Annotated in this window: 17 protein-coding genes; 5 read left to right on the top strand and 12 right to left on the bottom strand. The window is 67.5% G+C overall.

Going from position 1 to position 22,312, the window contains the following annotated elements; all coding sequences use genetic code 11:
* Positions 1–89 precede the first annotated feature (89 nt).
* From AC5RT3_RS05620 to AC5RT3_RS05610, 3 genes are all read right to left on the bottom strand, one after another.
* The gene (locus AC5RT3_RS05620; protein WP_494052919.1) at positions 90–2,915 is read right to left on the bottom strand and encodes an aconitate hydratase; all 2,826 of its coding nucleotides are present in this window, start codon (positions 2,913–2,915) and stop codon (positions 90–92) included.
* A 164-nt stretch (positions 2,916–3,079) separates the two neighbouring features.
* Positions 3,080–4,474, bottom strand: coding sequence for a class I SAM-dependent RNA methyltransferase (locus AC5RT3_RS05615; RefSeq protein ID WP_494123689.1), 1,395 nt, complete (start codon positions 4,472–4,474; stop codon positions 3,080–3,082).
* A complete protein-coding gene (locus AC5RT3_RS05610) occupies positions 4,471–6,447 on the bottom strand; it encodes an APC family permease (protein WP_494052917.1) in 1,977 nt (658 codons plus the stop codon). Before AC5RT3_RS05610 ends, AC5RT3_RS05615 begins: the two co-directional genes overlap by 4 nt.
* 119 nt (positions 6,448–6,566) lie before the next feature.
* Here AC5RT3_RS05610 and AC5RT3_RS05605 point away from each other — a divergent pair, with 119 nt between their 5' ends.
* Positions 6,567–7,241 (top strand): potassium channel family protein, encoded by a 675-nt coding sequence (locus AC5RT3_RS05605; RefSeq protein ID WP_494011028.1) that lies wholly within the window; start codon positions 6,567–6,569, stop codon positions 7,239–7,241.
* Positions 7,238–7,990 (top strand): potassium channel family protein, encoded by a 753-nt coding sequence (locus tag AC5RT3_RS05600; protein ID WP_494052916.1) that lies wholly within the window; start codon positions 7,238–7,240, stop codon positions 7,988–7,990. The genes AC5RT3_RS05605 and AC5RT3_RS05600 overlap by 4 nt, the downstream gene beginning before the upstream one ends.
* Before the next feature lie 15 nt (positions 7,991–8,005).
* Here AC5RT3_RS05600 and AC5RT3_RS05595 read toward each other — a convergent pair whose 3' ends face one another.
* The 4 genes from AC5RT3_RS05595 to dut form a co-directional block, all read right to left on the bottom strand.
* A complete protein-coding gene (locus tag AC5RT3_RS05595; protein ID WP_494052915.1) occupies positions 8,006–8,785 on the bottom strand; it encodes a DUF3159 domain-containing protein in 780 nt (259 codons plus the stop codon).
* Entirely contained in the window at positions 8,782–9,126 is a 345-nt protein-coding gene (locus AC5RT3_RS05590) for a single stranded DNA-binding domain-containing protein (RefSeq protein ID WP_494052914.1), read from the bottom strand. Before AC5RT3_RS05590 ends, AC5RT3_RS05595 begins: the two co-directional genes overlap by 4 nt.
* 4 nt (positions 9,127–9,130) lie before the next feature.
* Positions 9,131–9,835, bottom strand: a complete 705-nt coding sequence (locus AC5RT3_RS05585; RefSeq protein ID WP_494011024.1) for a DUF3710 domain-containing protein — start codon at positions 9,833–9,835, stop codon at positions 9,131–9,133.
* A gap of 100 nt (positions 9,836–9,935) precedes the next feature.
* Positions 9,936–10,460 (bottom strand): dUTP diphosphatase, encoded by a 525-nt coding sequence (dut, locus tag AC5RT3_RS05580; protein ID WP_494052913.1) that lies wholly within the window; start codon positions 10,458–10,460, stop codon positions 9,936–9,938.
* Positions 10,461–10,608: 148 nt separating this feature from the next.
* On the opposite strand from dut, the gene AC5RT3_RS05575 reads away from it, so the two are divergent.
* Together AC5RT3_RS05575 and sepH are read left to right on the top strand one after the other, a co-directional pair.
* The gene (locus AC5RT3_RS05575; protein ID WP_494052912.1) at positions 10,609–11,097 is read left to right on the top strand and encodes a DUF3093 domain-containing protein; all 489 of its coding nucleotides are present in this window, start codon (positions 10,609–10,611) and stop codon (positions 11,095–11,097) included.
* 179 nt (positions 11,098–11,276) lie between these two features.
* A complete protein-coding gene (gene sepH, locus AC5RT3_RS05570) occupies positions 11,277–12,674 on the top strand; it encodes a septation protein SepH (RefSeq protein WP_494052911.1) in 1,398 nt (465 codons plus the stop codon).
* A gap of 8 nt (positions 12,675–12,682) precedes the next feature.
* Here sepH and AC5RT3_RS05565 read toward each other — a convergent pair whose 3' ends face one another.
* From AC5RT3_RS05565 to AC5RT3_RS05545, 5 genes are all read right to left on the bottom strand, one after another.
* A complete protein-coding gene (locus AC5RT3_RS05565) occupies positions 12,683–14,236 on the bottom strand; it encodes an HNH endonuclease signature motif containing protein (protein ID WP_494123688.1) in 1,554 nt (517 codons plus the stop codon).
* Positions 14,237–14,268: 32 nt separating this feature from the next.
* Positions 14,269–15,012, bottom strand: coding sequence for a thymidine kinase (locus AC5RT3_RS05560; RefSeq protein ID WP_494053619.1), 744 nt, complete (start codon positions 15,010–15,012; stop codon positions 14,269–14,271).
* Positions 15,005–16,228 (bottom strand): alkaline phosphatase family protein, encoded by a 1,224-nt coding sequence (locus AC5RT3_RS05555; protein WP_494123687.1) that lies wholly within the window; start codon positions 16,226–16,228, stop codon positions 15,005–15,007. Before AC5RT3_RS05555 ends, AC5RT3_RS05560 begins: the two co-directional genes overlap by 8 nt.
* The gene (locus tag AC5RT3_RS05550) at positions 16,228–16,971 is read right to left on the bottom strand and encodes a DUF5998 family protein (protein ID WP_494011018.1); all 744 of its coding nucleotides are present in this window, start codon (positions 16,969–16,971) and stop codon (positions 16,228–16,230) included. The genes AC5RT3_RS05555 and AC5RT3_RS05550 overlap by 1 nt, the downstream gene beginning before the upstream one ends.
* A 63-nt stretch (positions 16,972–17,034) precedes the next feature.
* The gene (locus AC5RT3_RS05545; RefSeq protein ID WP_494123686.1) at positions 17,035–19,719 is read right to left on the bottom strand and encodes a bifunctional acetate--CoA ligase family protein/GNAT family N-acetyltransferase; all 2,685 of its coding nucleotides are present in this window, start codon (positions 19,717–19,719) and stop codon (positions 17,035–17,037) included.
* Between the two features lie 77 nt (positions 19,720–19,796).
* Between AC5RT3_RS05545 and AC5RT3_RS05540 the strand changes: the two genes are divergently transcribed.
* On the top strand, positions 19,797–22,304 hold the full coding sequence (locus AC5RT3_RS05540; RefSeq protein WP_494123685.1) for a DNA gyrase/topoisomerase IV subunit A: 2,508 nt from the start codon (positions 19,797–19,799) through the stop codon (positions 22,302–22,304).
* Positions 22,305–22,312 lie beyond the last annotated feature (8 nt).

Genomic DNA, 22,312 nt, shown 5'->3' with positions numbered 1-22,312 from the left:
CGGGACCGGACGCGCCTGCACAGCCGAAGCCCCGGCTGGTCGGTGACCGGCCGGGGCTTCGGGAGATGCTGCCTGCTGGGCAGTTCCCGCTAGTTCGCGGAAATCTGGCGCAGCACGTACTGCAGGATGCCGCCGTTGCGGTAGTAATCCGCTTCACCCGGGGTGTCGATGCGCAGCACGGCATCGAACGTGGTGGCGGAACCGTCTTCGGCGGTTGCCGTGACCTTGAGGGTCTTGGGCGTGGTGCCTTCGTTCAGGGCGGTGACGCCCTCAACGGAGAACGTCTCCGTGCCCGTCAGGCCCAGCGACGCAGCTGACTCGCCGGCCGGGAACTGCAGGGGCAGGACACCCATGCCGATGAGGTTGGAGCGGTGGATGCGCTCGTAGCTCTCGGCGATGACGGCCTTGACGCCCAGCAGGGCGGTACCCTTAGCTGCCCAGTCGCGGGAGGAGCCGGAACCGTACTCCTTGCCGGCCAGGACCACCAGCGGGGTGCCGGCTGCCTGGTAGTTCTGCGCTGCGTCGTAGACGAACGCCTGCGGGCCGCCTTCCTGGGTGAAGTCGCGGGTGTAGCCACCTTCGACGCCGTCCAGGATCTGGTTCTTGATGCGGATGTTCGCGAACGTTCCGCGGATCATCACCTCGTGGTTACCGCGGCGGGAACCGTAGGAGTTGAAGTCCTTGCGCTCCACGCCGTTGGCCAGCAGGTACTGGCCGGCAGGGGTGTCGGACTTGAAGGAACCGGCCGGGGAGATGTGGTCGGTGGTGACCGAGTCGCCCAGCTTCAGCAGGACGCGCGCGCCCGTGATGTCCTTGACCGGCTCCGGCTGCGCCTGCATGCCCTCGAAGTACGGGGGCTTCCGGACGTAGGTGGAGTTCGGATCCCAGGCGAAGGTGTCGCCTGCCGGGGTGTCCAGTGCTTTCCAGCGATCGTCGCCGTCGAAGACGCCTTCGTAGCCCTTGGCGAACATTTCCTTGTCGATCGAGGAATCGATGACCTGCTGGACCTCAACCGGGTTGGGCCAGATGTCCTTCAGGAAGACGTCGTTGCCGTCGGTGTCCTTGCCCAGGGCATCGGTTTCGAAGTCGAAGTCCATGGAACCGGCCAGGGCGTAGGCGATGACCAGCGGCGGGGAGGCCAGGTAGTTCATCTTGACGTCCGGGTTGATGCGGCCTTCGAAGTTGCGGTTGCCCGAGAGCACCGCGGCGACGGCGAGGTCATTGGCCTGGACAGCCTCGGAAATCTCGGCTTCCAGCGGGCCGGAGTTGCCGATGCAGGTAGCGCAGCCGTAGCCCACGATGTAGAAGCCGAGCTTCTCCAGGTAGGGGGTCAGGCCGGACTTCTCGTAGTAGTCGGTGACCACCTTGGAGCCGGGGGCGACGGAGGTCTTGACCCACGGCTTGGCGGTCAGGCCCTTTTCGACGGCGTTGCGTGCCAGCACGGCGGCGGCGAGCATGACCGACGGGTTGGACGTGTTGGTGCAGGACGTGATGGAGGCGATGGTGACAGCACCGTGGTCCAGCTCGAACTCGCGTCCGTCAGCCATCTTGACCGGCACCGGGCTGGAGATGCGTCCGGCGCCGCCGTGCGCTGCCGAGTACTTCGGCGGTTCGCGGTCGGTGTCGGAGACGTGGGTCGCTCCGGCGGTGAAGGACGGGGCGTCGGAGGCCGGGAAGCTTTCCTCAAGGGACTCGTCCAGGGTGCCGGCATCGGCGTCGTGGGAAACGTAGTTCTTGAGGTCGTGGCGGAACTCGTCCTTGGCCTCGGTGAGCTCGATGCGGTCCTGCGGGCGCTTGGGGCCTGCGATGGACGGAACAACGGTGGAGAGGTCCAGTTCCAGGTACTCGGAGAACTTGATGTCGCGGGACGGATCGTGCCAGAGGCCCTGCTCCTTGGAGTAAGCCTCCACGAGGGCAACGTTCTGCTCGGAGCGGCCGGTGAGGCGCAGGTAGTCCAGGGTGACGTCGTCGATGGGGAACATCGCGGCGGTGGAACCGAATTCCGGGCTCATGTTGCCGATGGTGGCGCGGTTTGCCAGCGGCACAGCGGCGACGCCCTCACCGTAGAACTCGACGAACTTGCCCACAACACCGTGCTTGCGCAGCATTTCGGTAATGGTGAGCACCACGTCGGTGGCGGTGGCGCCGGCCGGGATGCTGCCGCTGAGCTTGAAGCCGACGACGCGCGGGATGAGCATGGAGACGGGCTGGCCGAGCATGGCTGCCTCGGCTTCAATGCCGCCGACGCCCCAGCCGAGCACGCCCAGGCCGTTGACCATGGTGGTGTGCGAGTCGGTTCCGACGCAGGTGTCGGGGTAGGCGCGGAGGGCGCCGTCAACTTCGCGGGTCATGACGGTGCGGGCCAGGTATTCGATGTTGACCTGGTGCACGATGCCGGTTCCCGGCGGGACCACCTTGAAGTCGTCGAACGCGGTCTGGCCCCAGCGCAGGAACTGGTAACGCTCACCATTGCGCTGGTATTCGATCTCCATGTTGCGCTCCAGCGCACCGGAGTTGCCGAAGGCGTCGATCTGGACCGAGTGGTCGATGACCATTTCGGCCGGTGCCAGCGGGTTGACCCGCTTGGGGTCGCCGCCCAGTTCCTTGACCGCTTCGCGCATCGTCGCCAGGTCAACCACGCAGGGAACGCCGGTGAAGTCCTGCATGATCACGCGTGCCGGCGTGAATTGGATTTCTGTATCAGGCTGGGCATTCGGGTCCCAGCCGGCCAAGGCGCGGACGTGATCGGCAGTGATATTCGCGCCGTCCTCGGTCCTCAGCAGGTTTTCAAGCAATACCTTGAGGCTGAACGGAAGGTTTTCTGCACCTTCAACGGAGTTCAACCGGAAAATTTCGTACTCGGTTCCGGCTACATTAAGTTTGCCTTTTGAACCGAAGCTGTCCACAGTGCTCATCGCAGGACTCCTCTCGCAACAGTTTCATCTTTGTCGCGCGGTTGACCGCCTGCTAGTTAGGACGCCCTAATTACTTTCGGGCCCGAAAATTGCACACGGCCGGCCGTGAATACGGGCGCGACGTGGGACTACTACGGTCATCGTAGTCGATAACCGCGGCGGCATCACGGGCGGGGAGCAAGCAGCGCCACTGTTTCAAGGTGGTGGGTGTGGGGGTAGAGGTCGAACGCGCGCAGGCCGGCCAGGTCCCAGCCGGACTGGCGGAAGTAACCCACGTCACGGGCGAACGACGCCGGGTCGCAGGACACGTAGGCAATGGCGCGCGGGTGCGCCGCGACGAGCTGTCCCACCACGGACTTGCCGGCACCGGCCCGGGGAGGGTCCAGGATGAGGGCGTCAAAGTCCCGCGGTTTCTGGCGCAATACCCGCTCCACGCGGCCCTGGATGATCTCCACCTGAGGGGCGGCGTGGAGGTTTTTGCGGGCGTCCCGGCTGGTCCCGGGGGCGCCCTCCACGGACAGGACTGAGCCGGTCTCCCCCACGGCGTCGGCCAGCACGGCGGTGAACAGGCCCGCCCCGGCGTAGAGGTCAGCCACCACGGCACCGGCATGAAGGAACCCGCCGCCGTGCAGGAAATCTGTGACAGCCCCCACAAGGGCGTCGGGCGCGTCGCGGTGGATCTGCCAGAACCCCGCGCCTGTGACGCGGTAGTCGTGGCCCGCCGCCGATTCCTGCACCCAGGTCCGGCCGCGGAGCTGAGTGACGTCCTCCGTGACCGGATCGAAGGACGCGACGGACACGTCCGCGGGCAGTTGGGCCGCCACGGCGGCCAGCCGCTTTGCCTTCGTCCCCGGCGCCGGGGCGAGAAGCACCAGCGGCCGTGACCCGTTGGCCGGCGCGGCCACCTCCACCCGTTCGATCCCCTGCAGGTCCAGGTTCCACAGCTGCAGGGCGTTGATGGCGTCGGTGGCCAGCGGCATGTCCCGCACTGGAACAATGTGCGTAGACCGGTGTGCATGCATCCCGAGCTTGCCGCCGGGGGTGACCGAAAAGCTGGCCCGCGTCCGCCACGCGAGGCCCGTGCCGCCGTCGGACGCTGCTTCCCCATCGCCGGCGCCAGCACCCACCGGCTCCACTGCCGGGGAAAGTTCGACGCCGGCCAGCCGGCGAAGCTGCTCGGCCAGCACGTCGGCCTTGAGGCTGCGCTGCCGCTGGAGGGTGATGTGCCCGAACTCAGCACCGCCCACTGGCGGACGGCCCTGCTGCCAGGCACGGCCTGAATCCGCAGGGCGCCAGAAGTGCTCCACCCGGTCAGGTGACGCTTCCAGTACTTCGATGACATCGGCCCGCCAGAACTTGGCTTTGTCCTCCGCATCCGTCAGGCGCACGCGGACCTTTTCGCCGGGGATGGCGTGCCGGACAAAGATGACCCGCCCCTCGTGGCGGGCCACGCAGTGCCCGCCGTGGGCCACCGGTCCGACGTCGAGGACGGCTTCTTCGCCGCTGTGCCCGCCGGCCTCCGGCGTAGCGGCAGGGGTGGTGGAGGTTTTGGCGGTCATTGGACGTCCTGGAGGTTCTTTGCTTCTTCGGATGATTTGAGCTGCCAGGGAACGCTGGCCACCATGACCCCGGGTTCGAAGTGCAGCCGGGTCTTGATGCGCAGTGCGGTCTGGTTGTGCACCAGCTGCTCCCACCACTTGCCCACGACATATTCGGGGATATACACCACGATAAGGTCGCGCGGGGAGTCCAGCCGCATCTGCTTGATGTACTCCATGATCGGGGTGACGGTTTCGCGGTAGGGACTGGCCAGCACGGTCAGCGGCACGGGGATTTCGAGTTTTTCCCAGTCGGCGACGGTCTGGGCCGTTTCCTCCGGATCTATGTCCACGGTGATGGCGTCAAGGCGGGAGGGCCGTGACGCCCGTGCATACGCCAGAGCCCGCAGGACCGGCTTGCGCACATGCGAGACTAGGAGCACCGCATGCACCCTGGTAGGCAGGGCCCGCGGGGACGCGTCCTCGTCCACCGCCAGCTCCCGCGCCACGTTGTCGTAGTGGGCTTTGATGCTCCACATGATCAGGTACAGGATGAACATGGCCAGCAGGGCAAGCCAGGCGCCCTGCTCAAATTTGGTGACCAGCACAATGCCAAGGACGGTGGCGGTCATGCCGAAGCCGACGGTGTTGATCGCACGGGACTTGGCCATCCGTCGTCGGACTGTCTTGTTCCTCGTTACCTTCAGCTGCCGCCCCCAGTGCCGGACCATTCCCAGCTGGCTGGCGGTGAAGGAAATGAAGACCCCCACGATATAAAGCTGGATGAGCTTGGTGACGTCGGCATTGAACGCCAGGATTAGCACCAAAGCCCCAGCCGCCAGGGCCACGACACCGTTGCTGAAAGCCAGGCGGTCGCCCCTGGTCCGGAGTTGGCGCGGAAGGTAGCCGTCCTGGGCAAGGATTGAGCCAAGGACGGGAAACGCGTTGAACGCAGTGTTGGCGGCGAACACCAGGATGACGCCGGTCGCTGCGACCACAATGTAGAACAGGATGGAACCGGGGCCAAAGATGGTCTGGGCGATCTGGCTGATGACAGGGTTCTGGATGTAACCCTCAGGCAGCGGGCTGCCGTTCAACAGGAGTTCGGTGGCGGGGTCCAGGACGACGTGGACCTTGGTGGCATTGGCGAGGTAGATGATGCCTGCCAGCATGGAGGCGCCGATGACGCCCAGCAGAAGCAGGGTTGTAGCGGCGTTCTTGCTCTTCGGCGGCCGGAAACTGGGTACACCGCTGCTAATCGTTTCGATTCCGGTGAGCGCTGCGGCGCCGGAGGAGAACGCGCGAAGCAGCAGGAAGGCACCGGCCAACCCCACCAGCCCTTCATCGAAACCGGCTGCGGGCACGATCGTGAAGGCCGCTGACGGCGCCTCCCCTAATTGGCCGGTGGCCGCCTGGTATATCCCCACGGCCGTCATGCCGAAAATTGATGCGATGAAGATGTAGGTGGGTAATGCGAAAAGGGTGCCGCCTTTGCTAGCACCCCGCAGGTTGAGCAGTGCCAGGATGACAATGCCGACGGCGGCGATCAGCGCCTGCTGCCCATACAGTGAAGGGATGGCGGTGGCCAGGTACGCCGCGGCGGAGGACATTGACACGGCCACGGTCAGGACATAGTCCACCAGCAGGGCAGACGCCACCGTAATGCCCGCGTTCTTCCCGAGGTTTTCACCGGCGATCTGGTAGTCCCCACCTCCGGAAGGATACGCGTGGACGTTCTGCCGGTAGGAGGCAACCACGGTCAGGAGCACCACCATCACGGCCAGCCCAACCCAGGGGGAGAAGGCCACTGCACTGACGCCGGCCAGGGCGAGCGTCAGCAGGATTTCGTCCGGTGCGTAGGCTACGGAGGACAGGGCATCGGACGCGAAAACCGGCAGTGCAATCTTCTTTGGAAGCAGGGTGTGGGAAAGCCGGTCGTTCCGGAACGGCCTGCCCACCAGCACGCGTTTGACGGCGTTCAGTATTGTCAGCACCCCACAAAGCTAGTCTGATTCCCTGGGGTTGTCATGACGGCCCCTTGACAGGGGCAACGCCGGATGCTGGCGGTAGAGTTCTAGCTGCACAACCTGCACAGGATTACAGAGGAGATACGGTGGCGCATTTCGTGATCATGGGATGTGGCCGGGTGGGGGCGACGCTGGCTCATACGCTGGAGGACGCCGGGCATTCCGTGGCCATCATCGACCAGGACGACCGCGCCTTCCGCCGGCTCCGCCAGGGGTTTACCGGCCGCAAGGTCACCGGTGTCGGCTTTGACCGTGACACCCTCAAGCAGGCCGGCGTCGCCGAAGCCTACGCATTCGCGGCCGTGTCCAGCGGCGACAACTCCAATATCCTCGCCACCCGGGTGGCCCGCGAAACGTTCCACGTCCCGCACGTGGTGGCCCGGATCTACGACCCCGGGCGGGCGGAAATCTACCAGCGGCTGGGCATCCCCACCGTGGCCGCGGTGCGCTGGAGCGCAGACCAGGTCCTGCGGCGCATCCTTCCCGAGCAGCACCTGGCGGGTGATTTCCGTGAGCCCTCCGGACGCCTGGTCCTGGCTGAACTGGACCTGGACACCGGCTGGATCGGACACCGGATCAGCAGCATCGAAAAAGCGGCGGACGTCCGGGTGGCATACCTTACGCGCTTCGGCGAGGGCATGCTCCCCGATGCGGGAACCGCCTACCAGGACGGCGACACGGTGCACGCCATGTTGCAGGTGGACCGCAGCGCGCACGTCGCCCAGATCCTGGCCAAAGCCCCCGCCAAGGAGTTGCAGTGAAAGTCGTTATTGTCGGCGCGGGAAGCGTCGGGTCATCCATCGCAAGGGAACTGCTGGCCCATAAGCACGAAATTTTGCTGATCGACCTGAAGCCGGAAGTGATCGGCCGGAGCGGACTGCGCGGCGCACACTGGCTGGTGGGCGACGCCTGCGAGCTGAGCACACTGCAGGGCGCGAAAGTGGAAGAGGCGGACGTGGTGGTGTCAGCCACCGGCGACGACAAGGTCAACCTTGTGGTGTCCCTGCTCGCCAAGACCGAATTCGGCGTCGGCCGCACCGTGGGCCGCGTGAACAACCCGAAGAACGACTGGATGTTCAACGATTCCTGGGGCGTGGACGTGGCCGTCAACACGCCGCAGCTCATGACAGCGCTGGTGGAGGAGGCCGTGGAAATCGGCGACCTGGTCCGGCTCCTGACCCTCCAGACCGGAGTGTCGTCCCTGGTCGAATTTACCGTGCCGCACGATTCGCACGTGATTGGCCGGACGGTGGGGCAGATTGACTGGCCGGAGGATGCCACCCTGGTGGCAATCCTGCGCGACCACGCCCCCATCACGCCCAGCCGCGACGACGTTATTGACGGCGGCGACGAGCTGTTCTTCGTGACAACCATTGCCGCCGAGGACCAGCTGCGCGCCCTGCTTTCACCCGAGGCGGCCGACTCGATGGAGGAAGAGCATCAGGAAGAAGGGGTGCCGGCAGGCCGCGCGGAACAGCAGGCCCTCGAGGACGACGGCTTCGACGGCTAATGGCCGCGGGGCCCGTCAGGCTTTCGGCGCCGGTTCCCCGCCCGTCAGGTCCTTTGCCGGCGCAGGACGGGTCACCAGCCAGGCCACCCAGACGCCCAGGATGTACAGCGGGGCCCCCATCAGGAGGCGGGTGGTGGCAAGTGCGGCAAGGCCTTCCGGGCCCATCAGGTACAGCGGCACCTGGACGAGAAGCCGGAGCGCCAGGACCGCCACGATGATCCAGGTCCCCAGCCGGTAGGCCTTGAGCCGGCCCGGGTCCTTGCGCCAGTCGAGGCCTTCGTTCCGGATGAACCCGAACAGCAGTCCGGCCACCGGCCACTTGACCAGGATGGAGATCACCATTGCGATGATGTACGCCGCGTTGGTGAAGAACCCCGGGAGGTAGAAGTCCTCGGCCTTTCCGGTGGTGTTGGCCAGCCAGGCGGAAATTCCGACGCCGACAACGCCGGCGAGTGCCTGGGTCAGGGGCCGGCGCTGGATGAGGCGGACCACGGTGAACACGGCAGCGGTGCCTAGCGCGGCAACCAGCGACGGCGGAAGGTCCTGCGTGATGGTGAACGCAACCAGGAACACCAGTCCCGGCATGATGCTTTCCGCGATGCCCTGGACTCCACCGGCACTGCGCAGGACATCCACCCGGCCGTCGTGCGTCCTGTGCAGTCCTGCCTTGGCCGCGTATTCCGCGGCGAGGCCGGCCACAGGCGAGGACTCCTGCGCTGTCCCCGGCTCCTGCTCCGGGCCGTTGTTCCCGGAACGGGATCCTCCGGAGGACGGGTCGGGCTGGGGCGAGGTCATTCGTTCTCCTGACGGGACAATATCTCGTAGCGGGGGTTGAACATGGTGGGCAGGCCCTCGCTCCGGGACAGCATTCCCTCGAGGCGGAGCTCGGTGCCGGCTTCGATGCCGGGCACCCGCCTGCGTCCGAGCCACACCACCCGCAGCCGGGGATGCCGCCCCGCTGCAGGTCGCTGCCGGCCGGGCCCGGACTCGGAGACGATAGCGCTGAAAGCGGCGCTCCGGTCCGCCGGGACGTAGGTGATGGACTCGATCCGTCCCTGGCAGAGCACCCGGCCCTTGACGGGCAACTGGCTGAGGGGGGTGGTGCGGCCACCGTCCCTGGATGCTCCGTCCTGCACGGAATCAGCCAATCTGGGTGATTTCGGGGCCACGCTCCGGTTCCTGCAGGCCGGGAGCAGCAGGCGGGGGCGTGGCAGTGGCATCCTTCGGCAGGCGCAGCTGGAGGAGGTCACGGGGCGGCATGGGGCTGTCGCCCCGGACTACCACTACCTTCTTGAACAGGGCTTCGAGGGGTCCGGCCGCCTCACGGTCCAGTGCTGCGGCGCCGCCCAGGACGCCGCGGAGGAACCAGCGGGGACCGTCGACGCCGATGAAGCGGGCCACGCGGTAGCCCTGGCTGCCGTCGGGCAGGCCGGCGGGAAGCTTGGCGACGAGTTCCGTCCCGAACTCACCCTGCACCTCCTCGACCTGGCCGCCTTGGGCGCCCACTGACTGGCCGATCTGGCCGCGGATTTCCTCCCACAGCTCTTCGGTCTTGGGCGCGGCAAACGCCTGCAGCTGAAGGCTCGAACCGTTGAGGTCCATGGTGACGGCCACCACCCGCTGGGTGGCTTCCTCAACTTCCAAACGCAACTGGAGGCCCTCGCTGGGCGTGATCAGGAGCGCCCCGAGGTCAACGTAGCCGTCGCGGCTGCTGATTTCGGATGCATCGAAAGGGCCGCTGGCACGGCGTCCGGTGCTGCCCGCTTCGGCGTCCGCGAGCGTCAGCGGTTCGTCCGGTTCGGCCGCCTGTTCCTTCTTGGCTTTCCTGCCGAGCCCAAAGACCATCAGGGTGTCTCCTTAGTTGTGAAGTTCCGGTCCGGCCTGGGGAGGCCCCGCCGTCGTGCTTGTGCCGGCCGCCGGCGTCTGCGCCGGCACGAAACCGGCGTTAGGGAAAGGTGAATCCGCCGGTTGACCCGAACCCTCCGGTGCCGCGTACGGATTCGCTCAATTCTGCGACCGGGACGAACTGCGCGTGCTCGACGCGCTGGATGACCATCTGGGCAATTCTATCGCCGCGCCGCAGTTCGATGGGCTGGCTTGCGTCGGTGTTGAGCAGGGTGACGGAAATTTCGCCGCGGTAGCCGGCGTCCACCGTGCCGGGAGAATTGACGATAGTGAGACCGTGTTTGGTGGCCAGACCGGAGCGCGGATGGATCAGGGCCACGAAGCCATAGGGAAGCGAGATGGCCACTCCGGTGGGAACGAGCTTGCGCTCACCCGGCTGCAGGACTACATCCTCCCGCGCCCGGAGGTCAGCGCCGGCGTCGCCCGGGTGCGCGTAGGAAGGTGCTGCCAAACCGGGGTCCAGCATCTTCAGCTGGACCTGCAGGGTGGGTGCCGGGTAGTCCGCGCCCGGGGCTGCGGGTGCTTCGTGGAGGGCAGTGTCGAGTGTGGCGGGATGATCAGTCACAGTCACTCACTCTAACCCCCGCGCCCGCGCCGAACCTAGGCGTCCCGCTTATGGCACGGGAAGGGGCAGCATGACCCCCGGTGCAGTGCCGACCCGGGACACCCGGCGCCAAGATGAAATAGCGGGGCAAAGGTGGAAAGCTTGGCGTATGCCCGAATCAAGCTCCCCTTCGCCCGTGCCCAATTCTTCGTCCACGGGAGCGTCGGTGACCTACAAGGAAAAGCTTTGGCCCAACCTGTGGATCTGGATCATCGCGGCGGGTGTTTCGGGCGCCGGAATCCTGGTTTTTGCCCCCATCAGCGCGGCCGCCGGTTTTACTGCGGCAGCGGTGCTCTTTGTCATCATCGCGGTGCTCCTGTTGCTGTCCACTCCCACCATCCTGGTGACCGGGGACACGCTGACGGTGGGCCGAGCCACCATCGAGCGCAAGTTCGTGGGTGACGTGAAGGAATTCCGCGGCGAGGAAGCAACGGCAGAGCGCGGGACGCGGCTCAATGGCCTTGCCTACCTTTGCATACGGGGCTGGATTGATCCCGTGGTGAAAATCGACATCACGGACCCCGCGGACAGCACACCCTACTGGCTCACCTCCACCCGGCACCCGGCCCAGCTCACGGCAGCCCTGACCCGCAGGTAGGGCTGCCGCTCCGGCAACCACTTCCCGGCCCCTCTGCCGCCGCCGGCCCTGATCCACAGTTGCGGCCCCCGGTCCCCTGATACGGCGGAAAATCGCGGCACGCCCGGCCCCTTGAGGCAAAACACGTACACCGGGTGGCAGAGTTTCGATTGATAGTAATGCCAGGGTGGAGGATTTGGATGCAGGATCTACGGCTTGTGGGCGTGCACGACGACGGGACGCACCTCCTGTTGAGCGGAGCCGGCGGCGAGATGTTCCAGCTGCCGATCGATGAAGCCCTGAGGACGGCAAGCAGATCAGCGGCAAAGCGGCCCGCCGACCGGCCTGCCATCCCCATGTCCCCCCGGGACATCCAGGCGCGGATCCGTGCCGGTGCCACGGCCGCCGAGGTTGCGGAATTGTCCGGGCTGCCGCTCGCCAAGGTGGAGCGCTATGAGGGGCCGGTCCTGGCGGAGCGCGAGTACGTGGCCCAGCAGGCCCGCAAGGTGGAAGTTGCCACGCCCTCCCCCGGCCACGACGTGTACCGCGCGGCGTTCGGCGACAGCCCGGCCACCCTGGACGATATGGTGGCCCACCGGCTGTCCGCGCATGGAATCGATCCTTCAACAGTGGAGTGGGACTCCTGGCGCCGGCAGGACGGGACCTGGACCGTCTCGGCCAGCTTCGAACCCCAGACCGGCGGTACGGCCGGCATCGGCGAGGAACCACCGGCGTTGTGGACCTTCAACCCGGTCCGGAAATCCCTGCAAAACACCAACCGGTGGGCGCAGCAGCTGAGTGAACTGGAGCCGCTTGACGGTCCCGTTCCCGCGCGGCGGCTCTCAGCCGTCTCGGACAGGCCCTTCGACTTCGAGGCCGATGCGGACAACGTCCGTTCCGGCCACGGCAACCAGGCCGGACCTGCCCAAGGTCCGGGCAAGGACCCTGACGGGCTGCTCGACATGCTGCGCTCCCGCCGCGGACAGCGCCTGGGCGTGGACGAGGATTCCGACGACGCCCTCGCGCTGCTGCTGACCCATGGCGTACCGGCAGCCCACCCCCGTCCGTCGGAGGTCATCCCGGAACCGGAGGAGCCGGAGACCGGGCCGCAGGACGATATGGAGGACGCACCCGCCGCCAAGGGGGATTCCTTTATCCGCCGGCGCGACGCCCGTCCCTCCATGATGTCCAGGCTCAGCCTCATCCCGCCGCACCGCGATCCGGTGGAGGAGGCCCTGCGGCTGCACGACGGCGTCAGCACAGACACCCGCGAAGTCACCATCGTTGCCTCCCCCACCCGTCCTTCGGGCACTGCTTCGGCCGGAGCGTCCCCAACCGGTACCGACGAGAGTGGCACCGACCAAACGGGCGACGATTCGGAGCCTGCAGCAGCCAGTGGGGCCGCTGCATCTCCTAATGTCGGCCTGAACGAATTGCTGGGCGGAAATCCTCGGCGCAGGGCACCGCGGCACGACGACTCCACACCCGCCACGGGCCAACTGCCCGAGACGGAGGCACCTGAACGCCAGCCGTCCAGGCCGAAGCGGTCCAGTGTCCCGTCCTGGGACGAGATCGTTTTCGGCACCCGCGGCGACTGAGGACCTAACTAGGACAGGCTCTCCACCAGCACGTGTTCGAGATAGCTCCACTCCGCCGGCAGCTCTGCAGGCAGCTGACCTTTTGAGCGTTTTTCCCCAGGCAGGACTTGCCCGGCCAGGAGTCCGGCTGGCAGGTGTGGTGGTTCCCAGTCCTGGGGTTCGCTGTTGTAGGTGCGGCCTGCCGGGGAGGTCCAGCCCGGCGGGCGGTCCTTGCTTGCGGGGGTGGGTTCCCAGCCGCTGCCGTGTTTCATCCGGTGATGTTTTGGGCAGAGCTGTCCCAGGTTCCTGAGGCCGGTGGTCCCGCCGTGATGCCAGGCGAGCAGGTGGTCGGCTTCGTTGTCGAGCGAGGCGTTGCTGCAGCCGGGGAACGGGCACTTGCCGTCCCGCAGCCGCAGCCACCGCCGCATTGCAGCCGGTATCCGGTAGTTCTTTCGGCCGATCTCCAGCGGCGCCCCGTCCCGCGGGTCCACCAGTACCCGATAGAACGACGCCGCCCCCTCGGCCACGAGTTGCCGGGCCATCGACGCCGGAACCGGGCCATGACCATCCAGCACCGCGGGCTCGTCAGTGACCCCCAGCAGCGACAACACCGGCACGGTGACGAGCACCTGCGCCGCCGGGGACGGGACCTCTGCCAGGCCGGCCGCTGCCCCGGCGCCCGGCGCAACACTGCTCCCGGCGCCCAGGAGCGCCGCAGCCCCGATATCCGCCATCAGTTGGGAAAGGGTGCGCGGCTCATCCGGGCCCTGGAGGCCGCGGGCCAATGCCCTGGTCCGGTTCCATGCCGCGTTGGCCTGCTCGGCGGGCAGCAACAGCGAGACCCAGCCCATCCCGTCGCGGTCCGGAGAATACTCCATCCGCCGCTGGGCCACACCCCGGGTATGCCGGGTTTCGATCGATTCCGGGTGGTGGCGTTCCCGCCAAGACCGCACCTTCCGCCGCAACCTCGCCGGCGGCAACTCCCCCGCCACACCCCCGGGCCCGGCCCCAAGTGCGTCAGGACCAGCCGCATCAGGCGTGAGGAAGTGCGCTTCGAGGGCTGCCGCGCCAGCGGCGTCCAGGCCCGCGGCCTCGTCCACCAGGACCTGGGCGTTCTGCCACGACACCGTCCCGGCCTGCAGCGCATCCAGCGCCGCAGGCAACGAACTGGTCAATGCGTGCGCGGCATCAAGCAATGAACTTGCTGCGCGTTCGCCGATGGTCAGGACGCAGGCGACCTCGGCGACCACGGCCATCTGCTGCCCGGTAACCCATTGCGGGCTCGGGTCCGGGTCCGCCAACGCAGCCGCAGCCTCCACGTGCCCGGCCACCAACCGCACCTTCACAGCCGCGGTGGCCGCCTCGATCCTGCTAATCAATGCCAGCCCATCCAGGCAGTCATCAGCGAACCGGCGCAAGGGATCAACACCATCGCCCAGACGTGAGTCAGCGGAAGCGGCAGGCGAAGCACCCGCAACGACGCCGGCAAGCTCGTCAGCGAACCCGGCCACCGACGCAACGGCAGCGAGAATCGCGTCCCTGCCCTCTGCGCCCTGCGCCGTGCCGTCCATACCCAAAAGCATGGCAGGAGGGTCCGACAATTCCCGGGCGGGCTTTATGCCCCGGTCCCCGGTTTCATTCCAGCGCCTGTTCCACCCGTTCCACGCCACAGGCAGGCATCCACGTCGAACGGCAGCAACTGGTCCTGTTCGGCCATCAGGTTGGCCCCATGGGCTGTAACGCGCCGCATGTAGTGCCGCCGGCACAGTGTCTCGTAACCCACTACCGGGACATGACCGCTTTCCACAGTGGCTGACGGGTCCATGGCCATGTCAACATCACCCACCACCACCTGGGCACCCTCGGTGACCATGACGCCGTCGACCGTCCTGGCGTTGTGCGTGGCGCGCCGGCCGCACCAGCACAAGGCCTCGACCTGGAGCACCTGCACCCGGTCCGCCAGTTCGATGAGCCGCTGGGAGCCGGGAAACAGGCGGGTGCGGAAGTCGGCCGTAATGCCGAAGGCGAAGACGTCGACGTCGATCTCGTCAACCACCTTGGCGAGCTGTTCCACCTGCTCCGGCGAGTAGAATTGCGCTTCGTCGCAAATCAGGTAGTCCACACGCTGCCCCTGGGTGCGCCGGCGCATGACTTCCTCCCAGAAGTCGGTGCCGTCCCCTACTTCCACCGCATCCGTCTGGAGGCCGAGGCGGCTGGAGATGCGGGATTCACCGGCGCGGTCGTTGCGGCTGAACCGGACCCCGCCCCGCCCCCTGGCGCGGTGGTTGTGATCCATCTGCAATGCCAGGGTGGACTTGCCGCTGTCCATGGTGCCGGAGAAAAAGACGAGCTCAGCCACGGCGCGCGCCCTTGCCGCCGGCGGTGAAACACAGCAGCGGCACCTCACGTTCGGCCTTCGTCAGCGAGCCGTGCTGGCCCACCACCTCCATGGCGGCGGGGCGGCTGCGCCGCGTGTCGTACAGGGCCAGGCTGTCCCGCGCGGCAATCATGACGTCGCCGATCCTGCCTTCGACGGCGGGACGCACCGGGCCGAAGAGGCCGGCGGACAGCGCGTCCTCCCGGGTGAAAGCCCAGATCCTGCCGCGGAAGCGGGCACGCCAGGCTGCCAGCAGGCGGTCCCGGTCTGCGCCCTCTTCGAGGTACAGGTGCACCATCCGGGGCTCGCCCGCCGTGTGCCGGACACCGTCCACCAGTTGGGGGTCCGCGGAGAAGTCGATGCGGTGCTGCTCCGGCACATCCAGCATCCCGTGATCGGCCGTGAGGAGGATGGTGGTGCCGGCCGGAAGGGACAGACTGAGCCGCTTCACGGTCGCGTCCAGTTCCTCGATCTGGTGCTCCCACTGCTCGGAGCCGCAGCCGTAGCGGTGCCCTGCCTTGTCCAGCTCGTTCAGGTAGAAGTACATCAATGACCGGTCGGAGCCGGCCATGGCTTCGGCGGCTGCGGCCGTGCGGGCGTGGGAGGTGGTTCCGGACACGAACCGGCCGCCGCGGAGGGCGGCGCGGGTCATGGGAGAGTCACCGAATTGCGGCAGGCTAATGGTGGTGACGTCTACTTCGCCGGCGGCGCGCTCCAGCACCGTGGGGAACGGCTGCCAGGACTCGGGGTCCACACCGGGGTCCCAGTTGCCCAACAGGTTGACCACCTTGTCCTGCTCCGGATCGAGCACGTCGTAGCCCACCATGCCGTGCTGGCCGGGCGGCAGCCCCGTCCCGAAGCTCGACAGTGCCGCTGCCGTGGTGGAGGGGAAAGTCGAATCGAGCCACACGGGAACGTCGCCCTGCCCGGCCTGGATCACCGACCGCAGGAAGGGGGTGTGCGCTGTTTTCTGCTTCAGCAGGCTCCGCCCCAGGCCGTCGGCCAGGACCACGCAGACGCGCTGGGCCGACGGCAGGCCGAGCGTGTTCGTGAAGCCGTCGACGCCGAGGCTGGCCGCGGCGCTGGTGAGGACTTCGGCGACCGAGCGCCGGCCGTAGGCGGGGGCGGAAGGCAGGCCCTGCGCCTGGCCTGCGGGGGCAAGAGGGGTACTGACAGTCTGGTTCCGGTCTTCGGGCATCAGCGCTGCTGGTGGCCGCGGCTGAGCCGGGTGCCAAAGACACCGGCGCGCGGGCGTGGCGGGAGCGACTGCACATGGGGTGCCGGGGCGCTGGAGCCGGTATTCACTGCACGCAGGGCACGGGCGAACAGCTTGGCGTCCTGCACCGCCTGCAGGCCGTCGGCCTCGGCACTGATCCGCAGGACAATGTCCTCCTGGGCGATGGTGCCGGTGTAGCCGTGGTCCGCTTCGCACTGGGGATCCCCGCAGCTGGCAGGGCCCATGTCCAGCCGCTGGCCGCCGGACCAGGCGATGGACAGCGTGAGTTCGCGGACGGGGTCGGAGGGCTTGTAGTTCTGCGGCTGGGAGTACATGTAGCTGAGGACCACGGAGCGGATCTGCGCCACAGGCACTGATTCGGTGGAGATCTGGGCGACGATCTGCTCGCCGGCATCGTCCAGCTGCTGGTCGTCGACATGCGTGATCACCAGCATGTCCGAGGTCAGGACCAGGACGGTGATGTGGCGGCGGACCTCGGCACGGTCGAAGTGGGTTTCCAGGTGCACCAGGTGGGCTACGCAATCGCGTCCGTCCAGGGCATCGTCCACGACGTCGGCCACCAGGCGGGGGTAGAAGCCGGCCTTCTGCAGGGCGTCGTCCAGGCTCTGGCCCTGGGCACCGTGGCTGTGTGAGCTGTGGTGGCGGACGGCCTGGTTGTCATTGCCGGGCGTTTCGGGCGCCGACGCGGGAGGCTGTGAGCTCATGACCCCTATTTTCACAGATCGGCCATACACATTGCGAACCGCGCCGGTCCCGCACGCGCGGGCTCAGCCCAGCATGGCCCGGCGTGCGCTGTCGGTCCGCTGGGCGGCGTTGCCGATCCGGACGTCCGCGGCAAGGATGGTGGCGCCCGACGTGCCGCACAACACGGGATTGAATTCCACCAGTGCGATCTCGGGGTGGTTGTCCTTCATCCAGGCCAGCCTGCCGGCCAGGTCCTCCAGCGCTTCAACGTCGACGGCCGGCAGTCCCTGGTAGGCGAACAGCTTCCGGGCAGCCCGGGGCGCGCGGATGAAGTCGTGCACGTCGGCGGCGGACAGGGGCGGCACCCGGTGCGCCCAGTCGTCGAGCAGGCTGGTGGCGTCACCGGCCAGCCCGAACGAGACCACCGGACCCAGCAGCGGGTCCTCGATGGCCCTGAACGTGCACGCCTGGCCCACAGGCGCCATGGACTGCACCTCCAGTGCCGGGTCGCCGTAGGCGGCGAGCGCCCGGCGCATCTGGAGGACGTTCTGGCGAAGAGACTCCGGGTCCTGGATGTCGAGCCGTACTCCGCCCAGGTCGAGCCGGTGCCGCAGCGCGGGAGCGGTGGTTTTCAAAGCGACGGGCCAGCCCAGTGCGTCAGCCGCTTCGACGGCCTGCTCCGGGGTATCGAAGCCCACGGACGGGAGCAGCCGGATGCCGTAGTGGCCCAGCAGGGACGCTGCCGCTGCGGGGTCCAGCTGCTTCAGCTGCTCACCGCGGACATCCCGCAGGAGGACCTCGATCTCGGCGCGTGCCTGCTGCGGGTCGCAGCCGGCGGGTTCCACGAAATGTCCGTGGTCCCGCGATACCCACTCCGCATACCGCACCACGGCCGCGAGCGCAGCCACCGCGGCGCCGGGGTTCGAGTAGCACGGGACGGTGTGGTCAAGCGACCCCACCATGCCCTCGACGTAGACGGAGGGGTCCAGGATGCCGGTGAACGCCGCCACCACGGGCTTCCCGGCGGCAGCCGAGCATTCGGCCAGCACTTCGGCGATGCTGTCCACCGTGAGTCCCCGCGCGGGCAGGAGCGCAGCCACCACCGCGTGCACGGCCTCCGATTCCAGCGCCTTCAGCAGCTCCGCGCGCAGGGCCGGCAGGGCAACGGACCGTCCGGCGTCGAGATCAACCCCGGCCACCAGCTGCCCGACGCTAAGCCCCTGGTCGGTGGCGCTGTCCGCCACCACTTTGCCCAGCGCCTGCGAGTTGCTGAAGATGGCGATGCCCGGGCCGGCGGGAAGCGGTTGGCCGGATACAACCTGCGCCACGTCCACCAGCTGCTCGATGGTCTCCACCCTAATGACGCCGGACTGGCGCAGCATGGCATCCAGTGCCCCCACCGGGGCCTGGGTTGTGCGCACGGCGTGGCCCGGGGGAAGCCGCAGGCCCATGGTGTCCGATTTGGCCACGATCACCGGTTTGGTCCGGGCCAGCCGCCGGGCGAGCCGCGAGAACTTGCGCGGGTTGCCGATGGATTCCAGGTAGAGGCCGACGGCGGAGGTATCGGCGTCGTCCTCCCAGTACTGCATCATGTCGTTGCCGGAGACGTCCGCCCTGTTTCCCGCGGAGAGGAACGTGGACAGGCCCAGCCGGCGCCGGCTGGACGCGGCGTAGAGCGAGACGCCGATGGCGGCGGACTGGCTGAAGAGGCCGAGGCTGCCGCGCAGGGCCAGTGTGGGCGCCATCGACGCGTTGAGCGAGACGTCCGGGTGCGTGTTCACGATCCCGAGCGAGGCCGGGCCAATGACGCGCATCCCGTTCGCCCGCGCCTGCCGCACCAGGTCCCGCTGCCGCTGGAGGCCGCGTTCGCCGTCGTCCGCGAAACCTGCCGAGGCAATCACCAGGCCCTTCACCCCCGCCGCAGCGCAGTCGGCCACAACCCCCGGAACTTCCTCGTAGGGCACCGCAACGACGGCCAGGTGAACCGGATCCGGCACCTCGGACAGGCTGCCGTAGGACAGCATGCCGGCCAGTTCGAAGGCCTCGGGGTTGATGGCGTAGACCGGCCCCGGGTACTTGCCTTCGATGATGTGCTCGAGCAGCTGGTAGCCCACCGTCCCCCATTTGCGGCTGGCACCAATGACGGCAACGGACGTCGGCGTCAGCAGGTCGCGCACGCTCCTCGCCTCCGCGCGGTGCTCGCGGGACTCCATGACGGCCCGGGATTTCTCCGTGGGGTCGATGTTGAACTCAAGGCTGACCACGCCGTCGTCGAAATGCCGTTTGACGTCATAGCCCGCGTCGGAGAAGACCATCAGCATCTTGCGGTTCTCCGGGAGCACCTCGGCAGTGAACCGGCGGATCCCGTTTTCGTGCGCGGCAGCGGCGAGGTGTTCCAGCAGGATGGAGCCCAGTCCCCTGCCCTGGTGCGCGTCGGCGATGTTGAACGCGACCTCCGCCTCCGCGGGATCATCCAGCCGGTCGTAGCGGCCGATTCCGATGATTTCCCCGCGGCTGGTGATGACGAACGCCACCCGGTCCTTGTAGTCCACCTCCGTGAAGCGTTTGAGCTCCTTGCTGGACAGCCGGGCCTTGAAGGCGAAGAACCGCATGTAAATTGAATCCTGGGACTGGCGCATATGGAACGCCTGGACCGCATCGGCATCCGAGGGATGGATGGGGCGCAGGTGCGCTGTTCCGCCGTCGCGCAGGACGACATCGGCTTCCCAATGTTCCGGATATTCGCCGTCCCCGGGCTGATCCACCATAGGCTTAGCCTAGCCAAAAACTTCCGGAGCACTCCGGAAAGCTGCACAGTAACCCCCAGAAGGATTCACCAACCCCCATGGCCCGCCGCCAAAGTTCAGCCCCTCCCGTGGACACCACCCCCTACACGGAGAACATCGTGGATATCGATGTGACCTCCGAAATGGAGGGTTCCTTCCTGGAGTACGCCTATTCCGTCATCTACTCCCGCGCGCTCCCCGATGCCCGCGACGGGCTGAAGCCGGTACAGCGCCGCATCCTGTACATGATGAGCGACATGGGCCTGCGCCCGGACCGCGGCCACGTCAAGAGCGCCCGCGTGGTGGGCGAGGTGATGGGCAAGCTGCACCCGCACGGCGATACCGCCATTTACGACGCCATGGTGCGCATGGCGCAGGACTTCTCGCTCCGGCTGCCGCTGATCGACGGGCACGGCAACTTCGGCTCGCTCGACGACGGCCCGGCGGCTCCGCGGTATACGGAGGCCAGGCTTGCTGCCGCCGCCCTCACGCTCACCGACCACCTCGACGAAGACGTGGTGGACTTCGTCCCCAACTACGACAACCAGCTGACCCAGCCCGATGTGCTGCCGGCGGCGTTCCCCAACCTGCTGGTCAACGGCGCTACCGGCATCGCCGTCGGCATGGCCACCAACATGGCACCGCACAACCTGGTGGAGGTCATCTCCGCCGCCCGGCACCTCATCGCCCACCCGGACGCCACGCTGGATGACATCATGCGCTTCGTGCCGGGCCCGGACCTGCCCAGCGGTGGCCGGATTGTTGGACTGGACGGCATCCGCGACGCCTACGCCACCGGACGCGGCTCATTCAAGACCCGCGCCAAGGTCGAGGTTGAACAGCTCTCCGCACGCCGCACCGGACTGGTGGTCACCGAGCTCCCCTACATGGTGGGCCCGGAGAAGGTGATCGAAAAGATCAAGGACGCCGTCAACGCCAAGAAGCTGACCGGCATCAGCGACATCGTGGACCTTACCGACCGCAAGCACGGCCTGCGCCTGGTCATCGAGCTGAAGAACGGCTTCAACCCCAACGCGGTCCTGCAGCAGCTGTACCGGTACTCGCCGATGGAGGACTCGTTCGGCATCAACAACGTCACCCTGGTGGACGGCCAGCCGCAGACGCTCGGCCTGGTGGACCTGCTGCGGGTGTACGTGAACCACCGGATTGACGTGGTGCGGCGCCGGACCGTGTTCCGGCTGGGCAAGAAGAAGGACCGCCTGCACCTGGTGGAGGGCCTCCTCATCGCCATCGTGGACATCGATGAGGTCATCCAGATCATCCGGTCCTCGGACGAGGCAGCCGCCGCGCGCGCCCGCCTGATGTCCATCTACGACCTCTCGGAAGTCCAGGCGAACTACATCCTGGAGCTGCGGCTCCGCCAGCTCACCAAGTACTCACGGATCGAGCTGGAGAAGGAGCAGGAGGAGCTGCGCCGCGAGATCGAGGAACTGGAGGCCATCCTCGGCTCCGAGGAACTGCTCCGCGGTGTGGTGTCCGACGAACTGGGCGGGATTGCCGAACAGCACGGCACCCCGCGGCGCACCGTCCTGCTGGAATCGGAAGCCGTGTCCCCTACGGTCGCCGCCGAACTGTCCGGGGCCAACGGCAAGAAGGGCAAGCCCGCACCGCTGGCCCTGGAGATCGCTGACGATCCCTGCTGGGCCATCCTCACCGCCTCAGGCCAAATCGGCCGCACCAGCAACCAGGAGCCGCTGGCGGAGGCGGGGCCGCGGAGCAAGCACGACGTGTTCACCTCCGTTGTGAAGACGTCGGCCCGCGGTGAAATCGCGGCCGTCACCTCCCAGGGGCGGATGCTGCGCCTGCAGGTGATGGACATGCCCGTCCTCGCGGCCATGTCAGGACTGCCCAACCTCGCCGGCGGCGTGCCGGCCAAGGACTTCCTCACCCTGGTCAAGGGCGAAACCCTGGTGGCGTTTGCCCCGCTGGACGAGGTCCTGGCCATCGGCACCGCCCAGGGCGTGGTGAAGCGGGTCCAGCCCGACTACCCGCTCAACCGCGAGGACTGGGAAGTCATCGCCCTGAAGGACAAGGACTTCGTGGTGGGCGTGGCACCCGCCGGGGCTGACGACGCCGAACTGGTGTTCCTCACTAGCCAGGCACAGCTGCTGAAATTCCCGGCAGCCAACGTCCGGCCCCAGGGCCGCACGGCGGGCGGCATGACCGGCATCAAGCTGGGTGCGGACGACCGCGTGATCTTCTTCGGTGCGGTGCAGCCCAAAGACGGGGCCGCCGTCGTGGTCACCATTGCCGGCAGCAACGGCGCCCTGCCGGGCACCGCTTCCGGCACCGCCAAGGTGACGGCTTTCTCGGAGTACCCTGCCAAGGGGCGTGCTACCGCCGGCGTCCGGGCGCACCGGTTCCTGAAGGGCGAGGACACGCTGCTGCTCGCGTGGGCCGGCCATGGCCCGGCAAAGGCGTCCTCCGCGGCGGGTGTGGCCAGGTCCCTGCCGCAGGAGCACGGCCGGCGCGACGGCTCGGGCGTGCCGCTGTCCCAGCCGGTGGAAGCCGTGGGTCCTGCGATGGCATGGCCAGATCCCGCCTAGACTGCTGC

The sequence above is a fragment of the Arthrobacter sp. Y3221159 genome (assembly GCF_059089885.1).
This window is presented reverse-complemented; position numbering and strand designations above follow the sequence as displayed.

What these genes read in the sequence shown, in the direction of transcription:
- AC5RT3_RS05565 (WP_494123688.1), bottom strand. Translation starts at nt 14,236, where the DNA reads ATGCTTTTGGGTATGGACGGCACGGCGCAGGGCGCAGAGGGCAGGGAC.
- AC5RT3_RS05595 (WP_494052915.1), bottom strand. Translation starts at nt 8,785, where the DNA reads ATGACCTCGCCCCAGCCCGACCCGTCCTCCGGAGGATCCCGTTCCGGG.
- AC5RT3_RS05550 (WP_494011018.1), bottom strand. Translation starts at nt 16,971, where the DNA reads ATGAGCTCACAGCCTCCCGCGTCGGCGCCCGAAACGCCCGGCAATGAC.
- AC5RT3_RS05555 (WP_494123687.1), bottom strand. Translation starts at nt 16,228, where the DNA reads ATGCCCGAAGACCGGAACCAGACTGTCAGTACCCCTCTTGCCCCCGCA.
- AC5RT3_RS05545 (WP_494123686.1), bottom strand. Translation starts at nt 19,719, where the DNA reads ATGGTGGATCAGCCCGGGGACGGCGAATATCCGGAACATTGGGAAGCC.
- AC5RT3_RS05585 (WP_494011024.1), bottom strand. Translation starts at nt 9,835, where the DNA reads ATGGTCTTTGGGCTCGGCAGGAAAGCCAAGAAGGAACAGGCGGCCGAA.
- sepH (WP_494052911.1), top strand. Translation starts at nt 11,277, where the DNA reads ATGCAGGATCTACGGCTTGTGGGCGTGCACGACGACGGGACGCACCTC.
- AC5RT3_RS05540 (WP_494123685.1), top strand. Translation starts at nt 19,797, where the DNA reads ATGGCCCGCCGCCAAAGTTCAGCCCCTCCCGTGGACACCACCCCCTAC.
- AC5RT3_RS05620 (WP_494052919.1), bottom strand. Translation starts at nt 2,915, where the DNA reads ATGAGCACTGTGGACAGCTTCGGTTCAAAAGGCAAACTTAATGTAGCC.
- AC5RT3_RS05615 (WP_494123689.1), bottom strand. Translation starts at nt 4,474, where the DNA reads ATGACCGCCAAAACCTCCACCACCCCTGCCGCTACGCCGGAGGCCGGC.
- AC5RT3_RS05575 (WP_494052912.1), top strand. Translation starts at nt 10,609, where the DNA reads ATGCCCGAATCAAGCTCCCCTTCGCCCGTGCCCAATTCTTCGTCCACG.